Source organism: Dactylosporangium sp. CA-139066 (assembly GCF_050936175.1).
Classification (GTDB): domain Bacteria; phylum Actinomycetota; class Actinomycetes; order Mycobacteriales; family Micromonosporaceae; genus Dactylosporangium.
Genome location: NZ_JBNJNH010000001.1, coordinates 776,359 through 799,488, shown reverse-complemented (window position 1 = coordinate 799,488; position 23,130 = coordinate 776,359). Strand labels below are relative to the sequence as shown.

The window sequence follows — 23,130 nt, the reverse complement described above, 5'->3', positions numbered from 1 at the left end:
GCCCTTTCGCACACCGCCCGAGTGCGGGCGCGCCGACGGCATTTTCGCTCCACGATCACTATGCGCATTTATCGCCTGTCGGGGTATAAATCCGACAAGTCGCGGCGCGGAGCGCCCGACTTGTCGGGAAAACAGCGGGGCCCTGCGGATGAAGAAGGCCGGTCCGCGAGGGGCCGGCCTTCTTCGTAGTGCGGCGAAGGTCAGACGACGACCGAGACCATGCGGCCCTTGACGACGATGACCTTCTTCGGGGTCTTGCCCGACAGCTCCTCCGCCACCGCGTCCAGCGCGGCCGCGCGCACCGAGTCCTCGTCGGCGTCGGCGGCGATCTCGATCGTGCCGCGGACCTTGCCGTTGACCTGGATCGGGTACGTCACCGAGTCCGCGACCAGGTAGGCCGGGTCGGCGGCCGGGAAGTCCGCGTAGGCGACCGAGGTCTCGTTGCCCACGCGCTGCCACAGCTCCTCAGCCAGGTGCGGGGCGAACGGGGCGATCATGCGGATCAGCGGGTCGGCCGCCTCGCGCGGGGTGCCGGACGCGGAGATCTGCGTGACCCGGTTGGTCAGCTCGATCATCTTGGCGATGGCCGTGTTGAAGCGCATCTCCTCGATGTCCACGCGCACGCCGTCGATCACGCGGTGCAGCAGGCGGCGGGTCTCGTCGTCCAGCGCGGTGTCGGTGACCCGGACCGCGTCGGTCTGCTCGTCGACGACCAGGCGCCACACGCGCTGCAGGAACCGCTGGGCACCGACGACCGCGCGAGTCTCCCACGGGCGGGAGACGTCCAGCGGGCCCATCGACATCTCGTAGACCCGGAAGGTGTCGGCGCCGTACCGCTCGCACATCTCGTCCGGCGTGACGACGTTCTTCAGGGACTTGCCCATTTTGCCGTACTCCCGGGTGACCTCCTGGTCACCGTAGAAGAACTTGCCGGCCTGGCGCTCCTCGACCTTCTCCGCCTCGACGTACACGCCGCGGGCGTCCTTGTACGCGTACGCCTGGATGTAGCCCTGGTTGAACAGCTTCCGGAAGGGCTCCTCCGACGACACGAAGCCGCGGTCGAACAGCACCTTGTGCCAGAAGCGCGCGTACAGCAGGTGCAGCACCGCGTGCTCGACGCCGCCGACGTACAGGTCCACGCCGCCGACGTCGCCGGGGCGCTGCGGGCCCATCCAGTAGCGCTCGTTGGCCGGGTCGACCAGCTTCCCGGCGTTCTCCGGGTCCAGGTAGCGCAGCTCGTACCACGACGAGCCGGCCCACTGCGGCATCACGTTGGTCTCGCGGGTGTACGTCTTGGGGCCGTCACCCAGGTCCAGCGTGACCTCGACCCACTCCTTCGCGCGCGACAGCGGCGTCTCCGGCATGCTGTCGGCGTCGTCGACGTCGAACGTGCGCGGCGAGAAGTCCTCGACATCGGGCAGCACGACCGGCAGCATCGCCTCGGGCAGCGCGATCGGCAGGCCGGTCTCGTCGTAGACGATCGGGAACGGCTCGCCCCAGTAGCGCTGGCGGCTGAACAGCCAGTCGCGCAGCCGGTAGGTGATGGCGCCGACGCCGTGCCCGTTCTCCTCCAGCCACTCGATGATCGACGCCTTCGCGTCCGCCACGTTCAGGCCGTTCAGGAACGACGAATTGATCGCCGGCCCGTCGCCGGTGAACGCCTTGCCCTCGAAGCCCTCGCTGGGCTGCACGGTCCGGATGATCGGCAGGTCGAAGACCTCGGCGAACTCCCAGTCGCGCTCGTCCTGGCCGGGCACCGCCATGATCGCGCCGGTGCCGTAGCCGGCCAGCACGTAGTCGGCGATGAAGACCGGGATGGAGCGGCCGTCGACCGGGTTGGTCGCGTACGCCCCGGTGAAGACGCCGGTCTTCTCCTTCGCGTCGGCCTGCCGCTCGACGTCCGTCTTGCTCGCCGCGAACGCCCGGTAGGCGGCGACCGCCTCGGCCGGGGTGGCCGCGCCGCCGGTCCACTTCTCGTTGGTCCCGTCCGGCCAGGCTGCGGGCACCAGCGAGTCGACCAGCGCGTGCTCCGGGGCCAGCACCATGTAGGTCGCGCCGAACAGGGTGTCGGGGCGGGTGGTGAAGACCCGGATCGGCGCTCCGGCCGCGGTCGGGAAGTCCACGTGCGCGCCGCGGGACCGGCCGATCCAGTTGCGCTGCATGGTCTTGACCTTCTCCGGCCAGTCCAGCCGGTCCAGGTCGTCCAGCAGCCGGTCGCCGTAGGCGGTGATCCGCATCATCCACTGGCGCAGGTTGCGCTTGAAGACCGGGAAGTTGCCCCGCTCGCTGCGCCCGTCGGGGGTGACCTCCTCGTTGGCCAGCACCGTGCCCAGGCCGGGGCACCAGTTGACCGGGGCCTCCGAGATGTACGCCAGGCGGTGGTCGTCGATCAGCTGCCGGCGCTCGATCGCGGGCAGCGCGTCCCACGCCCGGCCGTCCGGCGTCGCCCGCTCGCCGCTTTCGAACTCCGCAATCAGCTCGTCGATCGGGCGCGCCTTCTGCTGCTCGGCGTCGAACCAGGAGTTGAAGATCTGCAGGAAGATCCACTGCGTCCAGTGGTAGAACGTCGTGTCCGTGGTGGCGACGCTGCGCCGGTCGTCGTAGGCCAGGCCCAGGCGGCGCAGCTGGCTGCGGTACCGCTCGATGTTCGCCTCGGTCGTGGTCCGCGGGTGGGTGCCGGTCTGCACCGCGTACTGCTCGGCCGGCAGGCCGAAGGAGTCGAAGCCCATCGGGTGCAGCACGTTGTACCCGGCCATGCGGAAGTATCGCGTGTAGCAGTCCGTGCCGATGTACCCCAGTGGGTGCCCCACGTGCAGGCCGGCGCCCGACGGGTAGGGGAACATGTCCATCACGTACAGCTTCGGCGCCCCCGCGCGCGGGTGGGCGGGGTCGCTGAGCGGGCCCGTCGGGTTTGGCGCGTGGAAGGTGCCGTGCTCGGACCAGTAGTCCTGCCAGCACGCCTCGATGTCCGCCGCCATCGCCGCGGTGTACCGGTACGGCGGGATGTCGACCGCTCCGTCGGTCACTGCCTCGCTCATGACTCTCGCCACCTCAGATCTCGGGATTCCCAGGCATTGTTCCAGCACCGAAAAACGGCATGAAAAAACCCCTCGCGCAGGAGGGGTCGCCGTGCCGTCGCAGCCAGCTACTGCGTCAGCACGGCTCGCTAAGAAGCAGCCGGAACATCCGGGTCATACCCGCAGTGTACCCCAGCCGACGAGCCGATTTTTCACCCGTCTATCCGATCTCACCCAGCGTCACGCCGCCGTCGCCGCCGGGGCGCCGCCCGTGCAGGCGACGACGTAGCGCAGCCGCTGCCCGGCCCGGTTGAACTCGACGCGCGCCTTGGTGTGCACCCCGAGGTCGGCGTCGACGACCTGGGCGCCGGCGGCCGGGACGACCTGCAGCAGATCGACCTTGTGCCCGGCGCAGGCGGCCACGAGCACGCCGCCGCCGGTCGCCAGGCTGCTGCTCGGCCCGGTGACGTCGCGACCGCCCTGGTTGCCGCCGTTGCCCGGCTCGCCCTCGCCGTCGCGGTCCCGGGCGACCGGCGTCGCCGCCGGCGCACCCGTGGACGGCGTAATAAGAGGTGTGCTCGGCGCGGTCGAGGCGTCCGCCGTCGTGGGCCCGGTCGCCGGCGGGGCCGGCCGCGCGCCGCCGGCATCGACCCGCGGCAGGGCGTCCGGGCCGGCCAGCGCGAATGTGACCAGTAGCGCCGCGATGCCGGCGAGCACGGCGACGCCGGTCAGCACGCGCCGGCGCTGGACCTCGGGGGCGATCGTCTCCTCGGCGGCCGCCGGGGCGGCCATCGGTACCAGCCGCGTGGTGGGCTCGGGCGCGCCCGGCACCGGCTCCTGGAGTACCACCGAAAAACGCGGAACGATGCCCGCGGCCCGGGCCAGGGCGGCGGCGACCACGACGGCGGCCGGACGGCCCGCCGGGTCCTTGGCGAGGCAGCTCATGCACAGCTCGCGCACGTCGGCGGGGACATTGGGCAGGTCCGGCAGCGGCTCCGGGGTGGCGGTCATGTGCGCCATGACCATCTGCGTGGTCGTCTCGCGGTCCCAGGGCAGGCGGCCGGTCAGGCAGCGGTACATCAGCAGCCCGAACGCGTACACGTCGCTGGCCGTCGTGACGTCGTCCGAGACGAGCCGCTCGGGCGCGAGGTAGGCCGGCGTGCCGAGCACCTGGTCGCCCGCCCCCGTGTCGGGTACGCCGACGACGCCGACGATGCCGAAGTCCAGCACCTTCGCGGCCTCCGGCGTGAGCATCACGTTGGCCGGCTTGACGTCGCGGTGCACGAGCTCCTCGGCGTGCGCGGCGGCAAGGCCCGCGGCGACCTCGGCGCAGATGCGGATGGCCGCGGCCGGCGGCAGCGGGCCGGACCGCAGCCGCTCGTCGAGGTTGGGCCCGCGCAGCAGCTCCATCACCACGAACGGGGCATCGCCGTCCGTCTCGCCGTAGTCGTAGACACTCGTGATGTTCGGGTGCGAAAGACGCGCGGCGGCCCGGGCCTCGTTGCGGATGCGGCGGCGCCAGTCGGCGTCGGCGCTCAGCCGCGGCGCGAGGACCTTGACCGCGACCTCCCGGCCCAGGACCCGGTCGTGCGCGCGCCACACCACGGACATGCCGCCCTCGCCGAGGCGCTCGACGAGCTGGTACCGGCCGTTGATGAGCTGCCCCGCATTCACCGGCCCAGTCTGCCCCAATAGACCGGAGCCGACATCTCGACGGCCCGTTTACCGGGGATTTGCGGGGGTACGTCCCCGCGGCCAAAAAATCGCCGCGACCGGCCGGGCGGGATGTCCGCAATGACGGATTCCCGTCCGGCGCCGTGTTCATTCCCCGGCTAGCCTGAGGAGATACAACGGCTCGGTTGCGATCCGATGACAACGTTTTCACGCAACCGGGCGGTTCACCTATGGGTCTTACACCTAACGGTGGCCACGGCACGACCATGAGGAGGCCAGTTGACCAGGCACCGCACGTTCGAGGAACTCGGCGCACCACTACCGGCGCCCGAGTTCCGCGCCGCGACCGATGCGATCGTCGCCAACATCGAACAGGTCATCGAGGGCAAGACCGCCACCGTGCGGCTCGCCCTGGCCGTCCTGCTCGCCGAGGGGCACCTCCTCATCGAAGATGTTCCCGGCGTCGGCAAGACCAAACTCGCCAAGGCCCTCGCGCGGTCCATCGACTGCTCGGTCCGGCGTATTCAGTTCACGCCCGACCTGCTGCCCAGCGACGTGACCGGCGTCAGCGTCTACAACCAGGAGACGCGCGACTTCGAGTTCAAGCCGGGCGCGGTGTTCGCCAACATCGTCGTCGGTGACGAGATCAACCGCGCCTCGCCGAAGACGCAGTCGGCGCTGCTGGAGAGCATGGAGGAGCGGCAGGTCACGGTCGACGGCGCGACCTACCCGCTCCAGGTGCCGTTCATGGTCATCGCCACGCAGAACCCGATCGAGATGGAGGGCACGTATCCGCTGCCCGAGGCCCAGCGCGACCGGTTCACGGCCCGCATCGCGATGGGCTACCCGGACATGGGCGCCGAGCTCGCCATGCTCGACGTGCACGGCCGCCACGACGCCCTGGACGACCTCTCCCCTGTTTCCGACGGCTCGCTGATCCGGCGCATGATCGCCACCGTCCGCGACGTGCACGTCGCCGACGCCGTGAAGCAGTACGCGGTCAACATCGTCACCGCCACCCGCGAGGCCGCCGAGCTGCGCCTGGGCGCTTCACCCCGCGCCACCCTCCAGCTGCTGCGCACCGCCCGCGCCGTCGCCGCCATCGAGGGCCGCGAGTTCGTGCTCCCCGACGACCTGCAGGCGCTCGCCGTGCCGGTGCTCGCGCACCGCGTCATCCCGACGGCCGAGGCCCAGCTGTCCCGCCGCACCACCGACGCGATCATCGCCGAGCTCGTACACCGGCTGCCGCTGCCGTCCGACCGCCAGCAGCGCTCGCCGTATGACACCCGTCCACAGCAGCGGCCGCAGCAGTACGGGGGCCGCTGAGCATGAGAGAGGCGCTGCGGGGGCTCACCACCCGGGGTCGTAGTTTTCTGGCCGCCGCCGCAGCGGCCCTCATCGCCGCCCTGATTCTCGGCGAACGCGACCTGCTGCGCGTGGCGATCCTGCTCGCCGCGCTGCCGTTGCTTTCCGCGGCGTACGTCGGACGGACCCGCTACCGCCTGTCGTGCAGCCGCACCCTCGACCCGCACCGCGTCCAGGTCGGCGCGAGCGCGCGGGTCATCCTGCGCCTGCAGAACCTCTCCCGCCTGCCCACCGGCACCATGCTGCTGGAGGACCGGCTGCCCTACGCGCTGGGCAGCCGGCCGCGGCTGGTGCTGGAGAAGCTCGGCGCCCACCAGGCCAGCTCCGTCGCCTACACGGTGCGCGCCGACGTGCGCGGCCGCTACGAGGTCGGCCCGCTCGTCGTGCGGCTCACCGACCCCTTCGGGCTGTGCGAGCTGACCCGGGCGTTCCCCTCGGTCGACCGGCTGACCGTGATCCCGCAGGTCGTGCCGCTGCCCTCGGTCCGCCTGGCCGGCGAGTTCGCCGGCTCCGGCGAGAGCCGGGCCCGGTCCGTGGCCGTGCACGGTGAGGACGACGCGGCCACCCGGGAGTACCGCCACGGAGACGACCTGCGCCGGGTGCACTGGCGCTCGACGGCCCGCACCGGCGAGCTCATGGTCCGCCGCGAGGAACAGCCGTGGGAGAGCCGGGCCACGGTCGTGCTCGACACCCGCGCCGCCGCCCACCGCGGCGAGGGCCCGACGGCGAGCTTCGAGTGGGCGGTGTCGGCGGCCGCGAGCATCGCGGTGCACCTGCGCCACGCCGGCTACAAGATGCGCCTGGTCACCGACGCCGGGGTCGACGTCGACGCGACCGAGGTCGACGGCGACGGCCCGCTGCTCGACCAGCTCGCCGACGTGCGGCTGGCCCAGCGCGGCGACATCGGCACGCTCATCGAGCGGGTCCGCCGGCGCAGCGACGGCGGCCTGATCATCGGCATCTTCGGCCTGCTGTCCTCGGCCGAGGCGGAGCTGCTCGCCTCGTTCCGCTCCAACAACGCGACCTGCGTCGCGCTGTTCATCGACTCCTCGACCTGGCTCAACCTGCCCACGACGGCGCGCGAGGAGGCGGACAAGGCGCACGGCGTCGCGTCGCTCGCGCTGCTGCGCAGCGGCTGGCGGGTCGTCGAGGTGCCGCACGGGGCCAAGCTGTCCGCGTTGTGGCCACAGACCGGCCGGGGTTCACAGGGCTTCGCCTGGCGGGCCGCGTCGGCGGAGAGCGTCGCTGGAGGAGTCCGGTGAACCAACGCAAGCACCTGACGCTGATCGCGGCCGGTTCGGCGTTCCTCGCGTCGCTGCCGCTGATCAACGTCTTCGAGAACTACACCTGGGCGTTCCGCTCCTTCCTCGTCGTGGCCGTCATGTGCGGCGTCGGGCTGCTCGTGCGCAGCCTCCGGGCGCCGTCGTGGGCGCCGACCGGGGCGATGGCGCTGGCCGGGCTGCTGTCGCTCACCTGGCTGTACCGCAGCCACGAGGAGTACCTGGGGATCCTGCCCTCGCCGGGCACGATCGTGCACTTCGGGCAGCTGCTGCGCACGGCCTCGCAGGAAATGAGCGAGTATGCGACGCCGGTCGGCGACCGCGACGGCTTCCTCTTCCTGGCCACGCTCGGCGTCGCCGCCGTCGCGCTGCTGGTCGACCTGTTCGCGGTCGTCGTGCGCCGCCCGGCGCTGGCCGGCCTGCCGATGCTCGCCATCTACTCGGTGCCCGTCACCGTCGACACCGAGAGCACCAGCTGGTTCCCGTTCGTGCTCGGCGCCGTGGGCTTCCTGTGGCTGCTCGTCACCGACAACGTCGACCGGGTCCGCCGCTTCGGCCGCCGCTTCACCGGCGACGGGCGCGACGTCGACCTGTGGGAGCCGTCCCCGCTCGCCGCGGCCGGCCAGCGCCTCGGCGCGCTGAGCGTCATCGCCGCGGTGCTCATCCCGCTCGTGCCGTTCGCCATGCCGTCCGGCATTCTCGACAGCTTCGGCACGGGCGCGGGCGGCGGCGGGGGCGCCGGCATCGGCAACGGCCGCAACGGCAAGTCGGTCAGCATGTTCGCGCTGCTGTCCGGCCAGCTCAACCGCAGCAAGGCCGTCGAGATGGTCAAGGTGACCAACATCGACGACACCGACCCCTTCTACCTGCGCTTCAACGTCCTCGAGGACCTCTCGGCCAAGGGGTTCAGCGCCCGCCCGATCAGCGGCGGCGGTCCCGTCAGCAACGGCTTCGGCAAGCCGCAGTGGGACTCCTCGGTGAAGGCGACCAGCCACACCGCCCGCATCGAGGTCAGCAACGAGCTCGCGATCAACTATCTGCCGATCTACACCTGGCCGACCAAGATCGATAAGGTCAGCAACAGCTGGGCCTTCGATGCCAAGACCGCCGTCGTGTACTCCGGGAAGGAGACGACGTCGAAGAAGTCCTACAACGTGACGTACCTGAAGTCGGAGATCTCGCCCGACGACCTGCGCCGGGCCGCCCCGCTCGACAACAGCGACCCGCAGCTCAAGGACCTGGTGACGGCCCCGAGCAACGCGGTGGTCAAGTCGAAGGTCGACGAGCTGATCAAGGGCAAGACCACCGAGTACGACAAGGTCACGTCGATCCTGGGCTTCTTCTCGACGGACAACGGGTTCGTGTACGACATCTCGACCGGCCCCGACACCAGCGGCACGAAGATCGCCGACTTCCTGCAGAACAAGCGCGGCTACTGCGCGCAGTACGCGGCGGCCTTCGGCTGGCTCCTGCGCGAGGCCAAGATCCCGTCCCGCGTCGCGTTCGGCTTCGCCCGCGGCGACCGCCCGTCGGGCAGCAAGACGATGACGCTCACCAACTTCAACCTGCACGCGTGGACCGAGGTCTACTTCCCCGGCTACGGCTGGCTCCCGTTCGACGCCACCCCGCCGACCGCGATCGGCGGCTCGGTGCGCGCGTCGTACATGCCGGCCACCCAGACCGCCGACGGCAACGACGACGTCAACCGCCGCGGCAGCCAGCCGCTCCCGACGACGTCGTCCTCCGCCTCGGACCAGGGCCCCACGGGCCACGAGGACCCGGGCAACCACGGCGGCACCGACGGCACGCTCGACCAGTCGACCACCGACCGGCTCGCCGCCGCCGCGACGAGCGGCACCGGCATCTCGTTCACCACCGTCCTGATCGTGGCCCTGCTGCTGGCCATGCCCGCCGTCGCCCGCCGCCGCACCCGGCGCCGCCGGCTGACGTTCGCCACCCCGGGCACCCCCAACGGCGTCCCGGTCGGCGACGGCCCGCAGATGGCGGTCATCCCGGACGACGGCTCGTCGGCGGCGACCGCCCGCGACAACGCCCACCGCGCCTGGGACGAGCTCCTGGACACGATGACCGACTACCGCGTCGCGATCGACGACGCCGAGACCCCGCGGGCCACGGTCGACCGCCTGGTCCGCAAGGAACGCCTGCGCGACCAGGCCGAGTCGGGCGCGCGCATGCTGAGCACGGTCGAGGAGTACGCCCGCTACGCCCGCCGCCCGCTCTCGGCCCAGGAGCTGCGCTCGGCGCTGTCGTCGGTGGAGTCGGCGTTCGCCGCCAACGCCACCACGAAGATCCGCCTGCAGGCCCGCTTCCTGCCGCCGTCGGTCCTGCGCCGCTGGCGCACGAACCTCGGCGTGCGCTCGAGCGCCCTGACGCTGTCGATCGGCCGCGGCTGGGACTCGCTGATGCGGACGCTGAGCGTGCGGCGGATGGTCGCTCGCCGCTCGGACCGCTGACCGCTCCCGTTGGGGTGGGGACCGCCTCTGACCGTCCCCACCCTCGCCTCGGCGCCATCTGAGGCTCCTGCGCCTGCCGCTGTGGGCTTTTGCGACAAGTCGGGCGCTCCGCGCCACGACTTGTCGGATTTATACCCTGACGACTCCTAAATACGGCCGAATCCGACAATCGGCGCCGCAGCGCGCAGGTGAGCCGCGCGGTGCAGATGCGATCCAGCACTTTCGCTCCAGGATCATGAAGCCGGACGCGGGACAAAATGGACATTGTCATGGCCCGAAGGAGTCAGGCGCGTTATCCCTCCACGATCAGGGCTATGTCCGATTTGTCACCGTCGAATCGCATGGTCTGGGATCCCGCGCTAAGAACAATGCCAGGACGGCGGCGCGGACGGCATCATCTGCGGTGCAACGAAGGCCGGCGCCAGGCGGTGAGTGGCGGGCGGCGAACCGACACCCGCGCGGGCAGAACCGGGACGAGGGGCTCGACGAAGCGCAGAAATCACGGAACGAGGGCCTGGCAGGGCGCGGCGGAACCGAACCGAGGCCCAAAGCGCGGGCGCGGTCGAGCTAGGCGGCCGCCGGCACGAATCGTGAGCAGGGCGCGGCCGTGGCCAAACCGAACCCGGACGAGGGCCTGGCGGGCCAAGCAAACCCGGAGCATGGGCGTGGCGAGGGCGAGCACATCCGGGACGAGAGCCTGGCGGGGCCGAGCACATGCGGAAGGGCGTGGCGGGGCCGAGCACATGCGGACAAGGGCCTGGCGGGGCCGAGCACAATGCGGACAAGGGCCTGGCGGGGCCGAGTACATGCGGGACAAGGGCCTGGCGGGGCCGAGAGGAACCGGGACAGAGCGTGGCGGAGCCAGGACGTGGGCGCCAAGCACCCACTTGCCGGCCTCCTCAAGAAAGCGGCTGGTCAGGCGCCCGGCGTCAGAGGTCACCCTCTGGCCGGCGGCGCCACCGTTCCTCGAGGCGGTCGACCAGGCCGCCGCGTCGCTGGCGGGTGCGGCGCGAGGCCGTGCCGCCGACGGCGTGCAGGTCGGTGGACTGGCCGCGGCGGTACGCCTGGACGCCGAACGCCAGGGCGCACAGCATCACCAGGAATCCGCCCACACCCAGCAGTGGGATGGAAATTGCCACGCCGTAGACAAGCAGCGCCATGCCGGCCAGCAGCAGGATTCCTGCGGCGATCATCCGGCGCTTGGCATGGAACCGCGGGTCGGTGGCGCGCACCGCCGAAGCGAACTTGGGATCCTCGGCTAGCGACCGCTCGATCTGCTCGAACAGCCGCTGCTCGTGCTCCGAGAGCGGCACGGCACTCCTCCCCGGTCGCGAAGGCCGGTCTTGAGGGACCGGCAGTCCGGCACAGCCGGACGGCTGCGTACTGGCAAGTTTACGAGGGGGTCAACCAGTCGGAAAGCGGGACGATGGTCGGGCCGTGCCGATTTTCCGACGAAGGTGGCTCCTATGTCCTTCCATTGTGTCTTCTCTGAGTCGCTCCCGCCCCCTCCCCCGCCGGTGCGGCTCCGTTTCCATCAGTGCGCAATCCGTCACCCCGCAGCAGGCTGGCGGGCTTGACGAGGCCGGCGCCGAAGCGCGCGGCGACGGCGTCGGCGGCCCGCTCGGCGTCGCGCCAGCCATGATCACGCTCACCCAGCGTCATCTGGCGCGGGGTGCCCTCGGCGTGGACGAGTCCCTCGACGCGGACGCCGACCAGGCGGATGCGCTCGCCGGGGCGGCCGGCCTGGAACAGCGACCAGGCGATCTCGTAGATCTCGCGGCTCACGTCGGTCGGCACGTCTACGGTGCGTGACCGGCTGAGCGTCTGGAAATCGGCCAGGCGGATCTTGACCGAGACGGTCCGGCCGGCCTGTCCGGCGTGGCGCAGCCGGCGGGCGACCTTCTCCGACAGGGCGAGCATGGCGCGTCGGATGGTCGACAGGTCGCTCACGTCGACGTCGAACGTCGTCTCGGCGCCGATCGACTTCTCCACGTGGTCGGGAATCACCCGTCGGGGGTCCCTGGCCCAGGACAGCTCGTGCAGGTGATGGGCGCCGGCATCACCCACCGCGGCGCGCAGCATGCCGACCGGGGCGGCGGCGAGGTCGCCGATGGTCTTCAGGCCGAGCCGCTGGAGGGTCTCGGCGGTGCGCTCGCCGACGCCCCAGAGCGCCTCGACGGGCAGCGGGTGCAGGTACTCCAACTCGCGCGCCTTCGGCACCACCACCATCCCGTCCGGCTTGGCCCGCGTCGAGCCGAGCTTCGCCAGGAACTTCGTCGCGGCCACTCCCACCGAGCAGGTGAGCCGCTGCTCCGTCGCCACCCGGCGGCGGATGAGCGCGGCGATCCCGGCCGGCGGCCCGAGCAGGCGCAGCGCCCCGGCCACGTCGAGGAACGCCTCGTCGAGCGACAGCGGCTCGACCAGCGGCGTCACGTCGCGGAAGATCGCCATCACGGCCCGGGATGCCTCCGTGTAGGCGGCGAAGTCGGGCGGCAGGAACACCGCGTGCGGGCACAGCCGCTGCGCCCGGGTGCCGGGCATGGCGCTGCGTACGCCGTACTTCCGGGCCTCGTAGCTGGCCGCCGACACCACGCCGCGCGGGCCCGCCCCGCCGACGATGACGGGCTTGCCCCGCAGCTCCGGCCTTCGCCGGATCTCCACCGACGCGTAGAAGGCGTCCATGTCGACGTGCAGCACCGTGCAGCCGGTGTCGTCGGCGTCGGGCCCGAACTCCTCGGCTCCTCCACGCGGTACAACCTGACTTCGCCCCACATCGGGAACCTTAGCGGGACCCTCTGACAAAATTGACGGAAACTTAGGTTTGCCTTACCTTCCTGACATGGCTCATGTTGCGATAACCTCGCTATAAATCCGACAAGTCGTGGCGCGGAGCGCCCGACTTGTCGCAAAAGCCACCCGCCGACGTAAGCCTCGCGCATCCGCTGCGTGGCCGGGCAGCAGGTGGTGGGCCGGGTTCATGCCGCTCAGTAGCCTGGCCGCGCGTGTCCGCGGACGCAATCCAGTCGCACCAAGCCGGGCCAGGTCAGGGGCCGCGCGGCAATTCGGGGAAGCCGGCCTCAGTGGCGCAGGAGCAGCAGGGGGATCTCCATCTCCGCGGCCGTTGTCGAGCCGTGGAAGGCGATCATCCGCGACAGGTGGGCGGGCTCGTGAGCGCTGGCCAGGACCACCCAGCGCTCGCGGCATATCACCACCACGTCGCCGATCCGGGTCAGGTGTGACTCCGGGACGTCGCCGAAACAACCCGACGCCACGGCCTCCTCGCGGGGCATGACGTCGGCGGCGCCGGGCAGGAGGGCGCGCCAGGTTGCCAGCACGTCCTGCTCGGCGCCCGGGTGCGTGTGCAGGTAGCGGACCCGCGGCTCGCCGGCGACCACCGCCACGCCCTCCGTCAGGCGCGGGTCGCGGTCCAGGTCGATGCGGCGGTCCGGCGGGACGTCCAGCTGGCCGTGGTCGGCGGTGACGAGCAGGGCCGTGTCCCGCGGGAGGGCGTCCGCCAGGCGCGTGATCAGGCGGTCGGCCTCGGCGGCGGCGGCGAACCACTCCGGGGTACCGATGCCGAAATCGTGGCCGGCCCGGTCCACGTCCGGAAGGTAGCCGTAGACCAGGCGGGAGTCGCCGGCCAGCGCGGCGATCATCTCGTCGGCCACGGCGTCGGCGGCGGTGCCGGGGCCGAACCGGGCGCCGCGGTACGCCGACCTGGTCAGGCCCGTGTCCGTGAACGCCGGGTTGGTGACGACCGTCGGGGACAGGCCGGCCGCGCGGGCCCGGGTGAAGGCCGTGGGGAGCGGCTGCCACTCGGCCGGGTCGGGTGAGTCGGTCCAGGCGAGGTGGTTGACGACCTGGTCGGTGCCGGGGCGGTTGAGGGTGAAGCCGACGATGCCGTGGCGGCCGGGGGCGGCGCCGGTGCCGAGCGTCACCAGGCTGACCGGGGTCGTGGACGGGAACCCGGCGGTGATGGGGCGGCCGGCCAGCTCCGCGATGGTGGGGGCCGACGGGGCGGCGACCGGGAGCTGGTGCCAGCCGAGGCCGTCGAGCAGGACGACGGCGACGCGGCGGACGCCGTCCAGCGGCACGGCCAGGGCGAGCGGGTCGGGCTCGCCGGGGGCGCCCAGGGCGTGCAGGACGCTGGGCATGACGTCGGCGAGGCTGCCCGAGCCGTACCGCGGCGGGACCGTCGCCAGCGCGTCCATCACGAACGGCGGGCGAGCAGGTGCAGCTGGGTGGCGATGTCGCGATACGGCGGGGTGCCCGCCAGGACGAGCTCGAACGCCGCCAGGGCCTCCGGCTCGCTCTCGGCGACGGTGCCGGGGACGAGGTCGGCGACCACGCGCACGCCGTGGATCTGCTCGACCGTCAGGCCGGACTCGTCCAGCAGCGCGGTGGCGGTCTCGGCGCTGTAGCGGCGGCGCAGGCGGTCGCGGGCGTCGCCGCGGCCGTCGGGGCTGGCCAGCAGCAGGGACGCGGCGGCCAGATGGCCGTTGATCGCGCGGGCCAGGACCGCCGCGGCGCGGTTGGCCACGACGACGCTCGCCGCACCGCCGGGGCGCAGGGTGCCGGCGAGCGCGGCGACGACCTTGTGCGGGTCGTCCACCACCTCGAGCAGGCTGTGGCAGAGCACCAGGTCGACGGTCTCGGGCTCGACGAGGTCGGCGAGGCCGTCGCCGTCGCCCTGCACGGCCCGCACGCGCTCGCCGACGCCGGCCTCGGCGGCGCGGCGGATGAGCGCGGCGAGCGCGTCGGGGCTGGCGTCGACCACGGTGACCGTGTGGCCGGCCTGGGCGAGCGGCACGGCGAACCCGCCCGTGCCGCCGCCGACGTCGAGCACGTTGAGCGGCCGGTCGGCCCTGGTCAGCTCGCGACGCAGGACCTGCCAGACCACCGCCGTACGGGGCGCTGAAGACTCCACCTGACCGACATTAGTGGAGCAGCGGGAGGTACACCTGACCGCCCGCCGCCGCGAACTCCTCCGACTTCTGGCGCATGCCGAGCTCGGCGTACTCGCGCAGGTCCTGGCTGATCTTCATGGAGCAGAACTTCGGGCCGCACATGGAGCAGAAGTGCGCGGTCTTGGCGGGGGCGGCCGGCAGGGTCTCGTCGTGGTACGCCCGCGCGGTGTCCGGGTCCATCGCCAGGTTGAACTGGTCCTCCCAGCGGAACTCGAAGCGGGCCTTGGACAGCGCGTCGTCCCACGCCTGGGCGCCGGGGTGGCCCTTGGCGAGGTCGGCGGCGTGCGCGGCGATCTTGTACGCGATCACCCCGGCCTTGACGTCGTCGCGGTCGGGCAGGCCGAGGTGCTCCTTCGGGGTGACGTAGCAGAGCATGGCGGTGCCGTACATGGCGATCATGGCGGCGCCGATCGCGGACGTGATGTGGTCGTAGGCGGGCGCGACGTCGGTGGTCAGCGGGCCGAGCGTGTAGAAGGGCGCCTCGTGGCACCACTCCTTCTGCAGGTCCACGTTCTCCTTGATCTTGTGCATCGGCACGTGGCCGGGGCCCTCGATCATGACCTGGACGTCGTGCTCCCAGGCGATGCCCGTGAGCTCGCCGAGGGTGCGCAGCTCGGCGAGTTGGGCCTGGTCGTTGGCGTCGGCGATCGAGCCGGGGCGCAGGCCGTCGCCGAGGGAGAACGCGACGTCGTAGCGGGCGAAGATCTCGCACAGCTCGGCGAAGTGGGTGTACAGGAAGTTCTCCTCGTGGTGCGCCAGGCACCAGGCGGCCATGATCGAGCCGCCGCGCGAGACGATGCCGGTGACGCGCTGGACGGTCATCGGGACGTACCGCATGAGGACGCCGGCGTGCACGGTCATGTAGTCGACGCCCTGCTCGGCCTGCTCGATGACGGTGTCGCGGTAGGCCTCCCAGGTCAGCGCGACCGGGTCGCCGCCGACCTTCTCCAGCGCCTGGTAGATGGGCACGGTGCCGATCGGGACCGGCGAGTTGCGCACGATCGCCTCGCGGGTGGCGTGGATGTGCTTGCCGGTGGAGAGGTCCATGACGGTGTCGGCGCCCCAGCGGGTGGCCCAGGTGAGCTTCGCGACCTCCTCCTGCACGCTGGAGGACACCGCGCTCGTACCGATGTTGGCATTCACCTTCACCAGGAACCTCGACCCGATGATCATCGGCTCGCTCTCCGGGTGGTTGACGTTGTTGGGCAGGATGGCCCGGCCGGCGGCGATCTCGTCGCGCACGACCTCCGGCTCGACGCCCTCGCGGATCGCCACGAACTCCATCTCGGGGGTGATCACGCCGCGGCGGGCGTAGTACAGCTGCGTGCGCTCCACCGGCCCGCGCTCGGCGATCCACGGCGCGCGTAGGGCCGCCAGCCCGACCGGCGGGTCGTTGAGCGGGCCCGACGTGTCGTAGAGGCGGACCGGCGGGTTGTCGCCGGTGAGCTCGACCTCGGCGAAGGGCACCCGGAGGTCGGGTCGGGAGCCGGGCACGTACACCTTGCGTTTCATGCGCTCCTCCTGCACAGAGCTTGTCCAGCGACATGGGCACGGCGAACCAGGCCCCTCCACATCAAGGGGCCTGAAATGTCCGAAAAATCAGAGTCCCCAGGCGAGTGGCCCGTGGCCGGCCCCGAGCGTCCAGTCCGCGGAGCGGACGAGGGCCGAGTGGACATAGGACTTGGCCCCGGCCAGCGCATCCGGCAGCGACGAGCCGCCGGCGAGCAGGGAGGCGGTGGCGGCGGCGAAGGTGCAGCCCGTGCCGTGGTTGTTGGCCGTGTCGATCCACGGCGCCGTGAGCAGCGAGACCTGCCCGTCGTGCCAGACGGCGTCGACGGCCTCGGCGCTGCCCTTGAGGTGCCCGCCCTTGACCACCACGCAGCGCGGGCCGTAGGCGGCGAGGTCGGCGGCGGCCTTGGCGGCGTCGTCGGCGTCGAGCACGTCGCGGCCGAGCAGCACCGACGCCTCGCGCAGGTTCGGGGTGACGACGGCGGCGTGCGGGAAGAGCAGCTCGAGGTACGCCCGCTCGGCGTCGGCGGTGAACAGCCGGTCGCCGGAGGAGGCGACGAGGACGGGGTCGACGACGAGGTTGGGCAGGCGGGGCGCGTACCGGGCGACGAGCGCGACGGTCTCCGGCGTGGCCAGCATGCCGGTCTTCACCGCGGCGACGGGCAGGTCGTCGAGGACGGCGTCGAGCTGGGCGGCGACGAAGTCGGGGCCGACGGCCGAGATGCCCCGCACACCCGCGCTGTTCTGCGCGGTCAGCGCCGTGATCACGCTGGTGCCGAAGACCCCGTGCGCGGCGAACGTCTTGAGGTCGGCCTGGATGCCGGCCCCACCACCGGAGTCCGAGCCGGCGATGGTCAAGGCCACGGCGGGATTCATGCGACCTCCGCTTCGCTCCGGTCGCCTGAATCTTTGGTTACTGAGCCACTGATGAGTGGCCCCTACGCTCCGCTCCGGACCACTCATGCGTTCAGCAGCTCCTTCACGAGCCGGGCCGGGTCCTCGGCGCGCATGACCGCACCCATCACGGCGACGCCGGCCGCGCCCTCGTCGAGGCAGTCCCGGACGCGGCCCGGGGTGTCGACCCCGCCCAGCGCGTACACGGCGACGGGCGCGACGAGCGCCATCCGGCCCAGCGCCGCCAGGCCGAGCGGCGGGCCGTAGCCGGGCTTGCTGCGGGTCGGGTAGATGGGCGAGAGGGTGGCGTACTCCACGCCGTCCGCCCCGGCCGCCACCAGCTCGTCGAGGCCGTGGCACTTGCGCAGGGCCGGGTCCTCCTCCAGCAGCAGCCGGCCGCCGACCTGGTCCAGGGCCGTGCGGATGGTGCTGGCCAGCTTCAGCCGGCGGCGGGGCGGCAGGTCGTGCTCCCGCAGTACCACCGCCCGGGCCCCGCCGTCGATCGCCATGGCGATCACGTCCTCCAGCGGGCGTTCGGCCTGCCGGCGGTCGGTGAAGACGATGAGGCCGGGCTCTACCACGGCATACCTCCGGTCGGGCTCGATGCGGTCGCGTGCAGGCGGCGGGGGATGCGGCCGGCGCCGTGGGCCAGCCGGCCGGCCCGCACCGCGAGGCGCATCGCCTCGGCCATGCGCGCCGGGTCCTCGGCCCGGGTCACGGCCGAGGCGAGCAGCACGCCGTCGCAGCCGAGCTCCATGGCCAGCGCCGCGTCGGAGGCGGTGCCGATGCCCGCGTCGAGGATGACCGGGACGGTGACCTTCTGCCGGATCAGCGCGATGTTGTGCGGGTTGCGGATGCCCAGGCCGGAGCCGATGGGCGCGCCCAGCGGCATCACGGCGGCGCATCCGGCGTCGGCCAGGCGCTGGGCGAGGATCGGATCATCCGAGGTGTACGGCAGGACGACGAAACCCTCGTCGACCAGCTGCGCGGCGGCGGCGACCAGCTCGAGCCCGTCGGGCAGCAGGGTGTCCTCGTCGCCGATCACCTCGAGTTTCACCCACGCCGTGCCGAACGCCTCGCGGGCGAGGTGGGCGAGCTTCACCGCCTCGGTGGCCGTGTAGCACCCGGCGGTGTTGGGCAGGACGCGCACGCCGCAGCGCTCGATCACGCCGAGCAGCGAGGGCGCGGCCGGGTCGAGCCGGCGCAGCGCGACGGTGACGAGCGCGGTCCCGCTGGCCCGGATCGCCGCCTCGAGAGCGGCGTGGCTGGTCGCCCCGCCCGTACCGAGGATCAGCCGCGACGCCAGCGCCTCGCCGGCGATGGTCAGGCCGTCATCCCCGGGCAGGCCGTCATCCGCGGGCAGGCCGTCATCCCCGGGCAGGCCGGCGTCAACGGGAAGGCCGGCGTCCGCGGGCAGGCGGTCATCCACCCTGCACCGCCGTCAGCACCTCGACGTGGTCGCCGTCGGCCGGGCGGGTGTCCGCCCAGCGGGACCGCGGTACCACGTCACCGTTGAGGGCGACGGCGATCCCGCGCGGGTCGTCGCCCGCGAGGGTGTGCACGACGTCGGCGACGGTGGTGTCGTCGTCGACCGTCGACTCGACGGCGTTGACCACGAGGTGCATCGGGCTCACTCCTGCCTCCCTGCGCCGGCATGATCCGGATCAGGTTCTACGGTCGGGGGCTCACAGCCCCCCTCTCAGCCCGGTCACACCGGACTCCCGCGGGGTACGCCTCGACCATAACGCCGCGGCCGCGCTCAGGTAAAGCGGCCCGCCCCGAAGGCGGCAATGTCGACGTCCGTCGATCCCCTGGTCACCAGGTCGGCGACGACCTCACCGGTGACCGGGGCCAGCAGGACGCCGTTGCGGTGGTGGCCGGTCGCCGCCAGGACCCGCTCGCCGTCGAGAAAGCCCAGCACGGGGGCGTTGTCGGGGGTGCCGGGGCGCAGGCCGGCGAGGGTCTCGGCCAGGGCCAGCTCGGCCACGCCGGGCACGAGGTCGGCGGCCGGGCGCAGCAGGTCGAGCACGCCGCCGGCGGTGACGGTGGTGTCCGCGCCGCGCTCCTCCTCGGTGGCCCCGACGACCAGCTCGCCGTCGGCGCGCGGGACGAGGTACACGTGCCGGCCGTTCGCCACGCCCCGGATCACGTGCGTGAGCAGGGGTTCCGGGCCGCGCAGCCGCAGCAGCTGACCCTTGACCGGGCGGACGGGCAGGCCGGTCAGCGAGGCCGATGCGGCGCCGGCGGCGATGATGATCACATCGTCTCGTACCGTGGACAGCGCATCGATCTTCTGCGTCGCGAACCGCAGCGGCAACGTCCGCAGGGCGCCCAGCAGCCGGCGCGGGTCGACCTGGTGGTCGCCGGGGGCGAACGCGCCGCCGCGGACCCGCGGGGAGAGCAGCGGCTCGCGCTCGCGCAGCCCGCGGCCGGTGAGCGGCTCGATCGGCGTTCCGGCGCGGCGGTAGTACCCCACCAGCCGGTCGATCTCGGCCTGGTCGTCGCCGGTGAGCGCGACGAGGAGGGTGCCTTCGCCGCGGTATGCCAGGCTGTGCCCGGTCCGCGCCTCGACCCGCGCGGCGAAGCCCGGCCAGCGACCCATCGACTCGAGCATGAGCGCCTGCAGCGCCTCCTCGCCGTAGTTGGACTCGGCGGTCGGGGCGAGCATGCCGGCGGCGACCAGCCCGGCGCCGCGCGAGGGGTCGGGGTCGTAGACGGTGATGTCCTCGACGCCGCGTTCGAGCAGCTCGAAGGCGATGCTGAGCCCGATGATTCCGCCCCCGACGATGCCGACGCTGCGCCCGTTGTTCGCGGCTCCTTCGCAACGCTCCGGACCGCTCATCGGACGAACTCCATGGCCGCCGCGTAGGGGTCGGCGGCACCGCTGACGGCGCCGACCACCGCGACGGCGTGCGCGCCGGCCGAGTAGAGCTCCCCGGCCCGGGCGGCCGTGACGCCGCCGATGGCCACCACGGGTACCGACACGGATCCCGCCACGGCGCGGACCCCGGCCGGCCCGATCGCGTCCGGCAGCCCGGACTTCGTCGTCGTCGCGAACGCGGGCCCGACGCCCAGGTAGGAGGCGCCGTCGGCGACCGCGCGGCGGGCCGCCTGCGGGTTGCGGGCGGTCGCGCCGAGGATGGCGCCGGGGCCCAGGATGCGCCGGGCGGCGGCCACCGGCAGGTCGTCGGCGCCGACGTGCCCGCCGTCGGCGCCGGCGGCCAGCGCGATGTGCAGCCGGTCGTTGACCAGGCAGGTGCGGCCCAGCTCGCGGCACATCGCGAGGACCCGGATGGTCAGCTCGTAGGCCTCGCGGTCGGTGACGTGGTCCTCGGGGCGCACCTGGATCACGTCGAAGCCCGCCCGCAGCGCCGCCGCCACCGTGTTGAGCGCGTCGCGGCCGGGCCGGGTGTCGGTCACGAGATGCAGTCGTCCAAGGGTTGGCACCGCGATAGTTTTTCAGACATGAAGCAGGTACGACTCGGCCGGACCGGCCTCCAGGTCTCCGAAATCTGTCTCGGCATGATGAGCTACGGCGATCCCGCCCTGCGCCCGTGGGCGCTGGAGGAGGACGCCGCCGACCCGTTCGTCAAGCGCGCCGTCGAGGCCGGCATCACGTTCTTCGACACCGCCGACGTGTACTCCCTCGGCGCCAGCGAGAGGATCACCGGGCGGCTGCTGGCGAAGTACTTCGCCCGCCGCGACGACTACGTCCTGGCCACCAAGGTGCACGGCAGGATGAGCGACGCGGCCAACGACGCCGGGCTGTCCCGCAAGCACATCCTGGCCGGCATCGACGACTCGCTGCGCCGGCTCGGCACGGACCACGTCGATCTCTACCAGATCCACCGGTGGGACCCGCAGACGCCGATCGAGGAGACGATGGAGGCGCTGCACGACGTCGTGCGGTCCGGCAAGGCCCGCTACATCGGGGCATCCAGCATGTACGCCTGGCAGTTCGCGAAGGCCCAGCACGTCGCCGAGCGCCACGGCTGGACGCCGTTCGTGTCGATGCAGAACCATTACAACCTGGTGTACCGCGAGGAGGAGCGCGAGATGCTCCCGCTCTGCGCCGACCAGGGCATCGGCGTGATCCCGTGGAGCCCGCTGGCCCGCGGTCTGCTCGCCGGCAACCGCGGCCGCGGCGGCGAGCGGCGCACGACCCGCGCCAACAACGACCCGTTCGGCGAGAGCCTGTACCTCGAGGACGACTTCGCCGTCGTCGACGTCAACGCCGAGGTGGCCGCCGAGCGCGGCGTGTCACCGGCCCAGACGGCGCTGGCCTGGCTGCTGTCGAAGCCGGTCGTGACGGCCCCGATCGTCGGCGCGACGAAGCTCAACCCACCTCGAGGACGCGATCGCCGCCACGGAGCTGACCCTGGACGACAAGGAGATCGAGCGCCTCGAGGCGCCGTACGTCCCGCACGCGGTCGCCGGCCACTGACGTCCCGGCATGCAGTAAGGGCCCGGCCGATCGGCCGGGCCCTTCTGGCGACCTGGGGGTCAGTGCGAGGCGATGCCGAGGCCGGCCGCGCCGCCCTCGCCGTGGAACTCGGTGCCCTCGGCGAACGCGGAGTCGAAGCGCTGCTGCAGCGCGTCGAGCTCGCCGAACTCGGCCTGGTGGGCGTGCTCGCTGCCCTCGGCGGCGAAGACGTGGTCGTCGACGGACCCGTCGTGGCTGTAGTTGGTGTAGTCGTCCGACTCGTAGTGCACGGCCGGGCCCTGGTCGAACGCGGTGTGGTGACCCTGCGAGAAGTCGGTCGAGGTTTCGGCGTGGTGGTCCTGCTCGTACTGGCCGAACTGGTTGTTGTAGTCGGCCTCGGAGCCGTGCGCCTGGTGCAGCTGGTCGAGACCCGCGTGCTCCTGGCCGGCCTCGTAGTGGCCGTAGTCGACGTCGTGGCCGCCGTCGTAGCCGCTGTCGCCGGCGTCGAAGTCGCTCATGCTTTCCCCTTGGTCGTCGTTGCGTTGCGTTGAACGGTAAGGCCACGGTCCCGCGGAAATATCCCGGAAACGTGCCAATGGCGGGTAGCCGACAGAAGTGAACCACGCTCACGGCCCGTGACGCGTCAGCCGGGTGGCCGAGGCCCCCGAACGGCGGCCCTGAGCTGGCGCCCCGGGCCCGCCGGATACGCTGTCGGCCGTGATCGGGCCGCTGGCTGTCGCCACCCACGTGCTGTCGCTGGCGATCGCCGTCTGGGCGTTCGCCGAGTTCTTCCGCGGCCGGGAGCCCGGCCGCCCACTCTTCGCCGGCCTGTGGGCCGTCGAGGCACTGGTGCTCGTGCAGGTCGTGGTGCTCGCGGTGCTCGCGGCGAACGGCCACCATCCGGCCGGCGACGACATGATCACGCTCGTCGGGTACCTGCTCACCGCCGCCCTGCTGCCGCCGGCCGGGATCGTCCTGGCCCGCATGGAGCCGACCAAGTGGGGCTCACTGCTCATCGGCGCGGCGGCGATCATCGTGCCGGTGCTCATCCTGCGACTCGGACAGATCTGGAATGGCTGAACTCGACAAACCCATCAACCGCGGCTTCGGCCGCGTGCTCGTCTTCATCTACGGCGTCTTCGCCCTGTCGGCCAGCGCCCGGGCCGGCGTGCAGATCGGCACCAAGTTCCACGACGCGCCCCTGGCGTACTCGCTGTCGGCGCTGGCCGCCCTCGTGTACATCATCGCGACCGTCGCCCTGGCCCGCTCCAGCCCCGCCTCCCGCCGCATCGCCGTCGCCGCGGTCGCGTTCGAGCTGCTCGGCGTCCTCGCGGTCGGCACGGCGAGCCTGGTCGACGCCGACGCGTTCCCCGACGCCACCGTGTGGTCGGACTTCGGCCAGGGATACGGATACGTACCCTTGGTGCTGCCGTTCGTCGGCCTGTTCTGGCTTTGGCGTACCTCCCGACGCCAACCGGTCGCGGAGGCGACTGCGCCGAGGGATTGACGTCCCCCACCATTCGCGCC

Annotated in this window: 19 protein-coding genes, 1 pseudogene and 1 riboswitch; of the genes and pseudogenes, 6 read left to right on the top strand and 14 right to left on the bottom strand. The window is 72.2% G+C overall.

What is annotated here, in order from left to right:
* Nucleotides 1-200 precede the first annotated feature (200 nt).
* Nucleotides 201-3,038: a leucine--tRNA ligase gene (gene leuS / locus ACQEVU_RS03745; protein ID WP_433320548.1), complete on the bottom strand. Its 2,838-nt coding sequence runs from the start codon at nucleotides 3,036-3,038 to the stop codon at nucleotides 201-203.
* A 219-nt stretch (nucleotides 3,039-3,257) separates the two neighbouring features.
* Nucleotides 3,258-4,691, bottom strand: coding sequence for a serine/threonine-protein kinase (locus tag ACQEVU_RS03740; RefSeq protein WP_433320545.1), 1,434 nt, complete (start codon nucleotides 4,689-4,691; stop codon nucleotides 3,258-3,260).
* A gap of 279 nt (nucleotides 4,692-4,970) precedes the next feature.
* Between ACQEVU_RS03740 and ACQEVU_RS03735 the strand changes: the two genes are divergently transcribed.
* The 3 genes from ACQEVU_RS03735 to ACQEVU_RS03725 are packed head-to-tail and all read left to right on the top strand — an operon-like array spanning nucleotide 4,971 to nucleotide 9,810.
* Nucleotides 4,971-6,017 carry an AAA family ATPase gene (locus tag ACQEVU_RS03735; protein ID WP_433320542.1) on the top strand — a complete coding sequence of 349 codons (1,047 nt, stop codon included), beginning with the start codon at nucleotides 4,971-4,973 and terminating at the stop codon, nucleotides 6,015-6,017.
* 2 nt (nucleotides 6,018-6,019) lie between these two features.
* Nucleotides 6,020-7,318, top strand: coding sequence for a DUF58 domain-containing protein (locus ACQEVU_RS03730; RefSeq protein ID WP_433320540.1), 1,299 nt, complete (start codon nucleotides 6,020-6,022; stop codon nucleotides 7,316-7,318).
* Nucleotides 7,315-9,810: a transglutaminase TgpA family protein gene (locus ACQEVU_RS03725; RefSeq protein ID WP_433320537.1), complete on the top strand. Its 2,496-nt coding sequence runs from the start codon at nucleotides 7,315-7,317 to the stop codon at nucleotides 9,808-9,810. The genes ACQEVU_RS03730 and ACQEVU_RS03725 overlap by 4 nt, the downstream gene beginning before the upstream one ends.
* A 929-nt stretch (nucleotides 9,811-10,739) precedes the next feature.
* On the opposite strand, the gene ACQEVU_RS03720 is transcribed toward ACQEVU_RS03725, so the two are convergent.
* From ACQEVU_RS03720 to thiE, 11 genes are all read right to left on the bottom strand, one after another.
* A complete protein-coding gene (locus ACQEVU_RS03720) occupies nucleotides 10,740-11,123 on the bottom strand; it encodes a DUF3040 domain-containing protein (protein WP_432977249.1) in 384 nt (127 codons plus the stop codon).
* A gap of 151 nt (nucleotides 11,124-11,274) precedes the next feature.
* Nucleotides 11,275-12,582, bottom strand: a complete 1,308-nt coding sequence (locus ACQEVU_RS03715; protein WP_433320533.1) for a DNA polymerase IV — start codon at nucleotides 12,580-12,582, stop codon at nucleotides 11,275-11,277.
* A gap of 305 nt (nucleotides 12,583-12,887) precedes the next feature.
* Entirely contained in the window at nucleotides 12,888-14,021 is a 1,134-nt protein-coding gene (locus ACQEVU_RS03710) for an alkaline phosphatase family protein (RefSeq protein WP_433334778.1), read from the bottom strand.
* On the bottom strand, nucleotides 14,021-14,737 hold the full coding sequence (locus tag ACQEVU_RS03705; RefSeq protein ID WP_433320530.1) for a methyltransferase domain-containing protein: 717 nt from the start codon (nucleotides 14,735-14,737) through the stop codon (nucleotides 14,021-14,023). Before ACQEVU_RS03705 ends, ACQEVU_RS03710 begins: the two co-directional genes overlap by 1 nt.
* Nucleotides 14,738-14,747: 10 nt before the next feature.
* Nucleotides 14,748-16,289, bottom strand: a complete 1,542-nt coding sequence (gene thiC / locus ACQEVU_RS03700; RefSeq protein WP_433320527.1) for a phosphomethylpyrimidine synthase ThiC — start codon at nucleotides 16,287-16,289, stop codon at nucleotides 14,748-14,750.
* 87 nt (nucleotides 16,290-16,376) lie between these two features.
* Entirely contained in the window at nucleotides 16,377-17,162 is a 786-nt protein-coding gene (thiD, locus tag ACQEVU_RS03695) for a bifunctional hydroxymethylpyrimidine kinase/phosphomethylpyrimidine kinase (RefSeq protein ID WP_433320524.1), read from the bottom strand.
* 83 nt (nucleotides 17,163-17,245) lie between these two features.
* A complete protein-coding gene (locus ACQEVU_RS03690) occupies nucleotides 17,246-17,761 on the bottom strand; it encodes a thiamine phosphate synthase (RefSeq protein ID WP_433320521.1) in 516 nt (171 codons plus the stop codon).
* Nucleotides 17,755-18,507, bottom strand: coding sequence for a thiazole synthase (locus ACQEVU_RS03685; protein WP_433334776.1), 753 nt, complete (start codon nucleotides 18,505-18,507; stop codon nucleotides 17,755-17,757). Before ACQEVU_RS03685 ends, ACQEVU_RS03690 begins: the two co-directional genes overlap by 7 nt.
* 94 nt (nucleotides 18,508-18,601) lie before the next feature.
* Nucleotides 18,602-18,805, bottom strand: coding sequence for a sulfur carrier protein ThiS (gene thiS / locus ACQEVU_RS03680; RefSeq protein ID WP_433334774.1), 204 nt, complete (start codon nucleotides 18,803-18,805; stop codon nucleotides 18,602-18,604).
* A riboswitch (TPP riboswitch) is annotated at nucleotides 18,804-18,913 on the bottom strand. Its footprint overlaps the gene before it by 2 nt.
* A gap of 26 nt (nucleotides 18,914-18,939) precedes the next feature.
* Nucleotides 18,940-20,022, bottom strand: coding sequence for a glycine oxidase ThiO (thiO, locus tag ACQEVU_RS03675; protein WP_433320518.1), 1,083 nt, complete (start codon nucleotides 20,020-20,022; stop codon nucleotides 18,940-18,942).
* Nucleotides 20,019-20,627 carry a thiamine phosphate synthase gene (gene thiE / locus ACQEVU_RS03670; protein ID WP_433320515.1) on the bottom strand — a complete coding sequence of 203 codons (609 nt, stop codon included), beginning with the start codon at nucleotides 20,625-20,627 and terminating at the stop codon, nucleotides 20,019-20,021. Before thiE ends, thiO begins: the two co-directional genes overlap by 4 nt.
* Nucleotides 20,628-20,645: 18 nt before the next feature.
* On the opposite strand from thiE, the pseudogene ACQEVU_RS03665 reads away from it, so the two are divergent.
* Nucleotides 20,646-21,624, top strand: a pseudogene (locus tag ACQEVU_RS03665) (aldo/keto reductase).
* A 59-nt stretch (nucleotides 21,625-21,683) separates the two neighbouring features.
* Here ACQEVU_RS03665 and ACQEVU_RS03660 read toward each other — a convergent pair.
* On the bottom strand, nucleotides 21,684-22,121 hold the full coding sequence (locus ACQEVU_RS03660) for a hypothetical protein (protein WP_433320512.1): 438 nt from the start codon (nucleotides 22,119-22,121) through the stop codon (nucleotides 21,684-21,686).
* Between the two features lie 199 nt (nucleotides 22,122-22,320).
* Here ACQEVU_RS03660 and ACQEVU_RS03655 point away from each other — a divergent pair, with 199 nt between their 5' ends.
* Both ACQEVU_RS03655 and ACQEVU_RS03650 read left to right on the top strand, forming a co-directional pair.
* Nucleotides 22,321-22,683, top strand: coding sequence for a hypothetical protein (locus ACQEVU_RS03655; protein ID WP_433320509.1), 363 nt, complete (start codon nucleotides 22,321-22,323; stop codon nucleotides 22,681-22,683).
* Nucleotides 22,676-23,110 carry a hypothetical protein gene (locus tag ACQEVU_RS03650; protein ID WP_433320506.1) on the top strand — a complete coding sequence of 145 codons (435 nt, stop codon included), beginning with the start codon at nucleotides 22,676-22,678 and terminating at the stop codon, nucleotides 23,108-23,110. Before ACQEVU_RS03655 ends, ACQEVU_RS03650 begins: the two co-directional genes overlap by 8 nt.
* The last annotated feature ends 20 nt before the right edge of the window (nucleotides 23,111-23,130 follow it).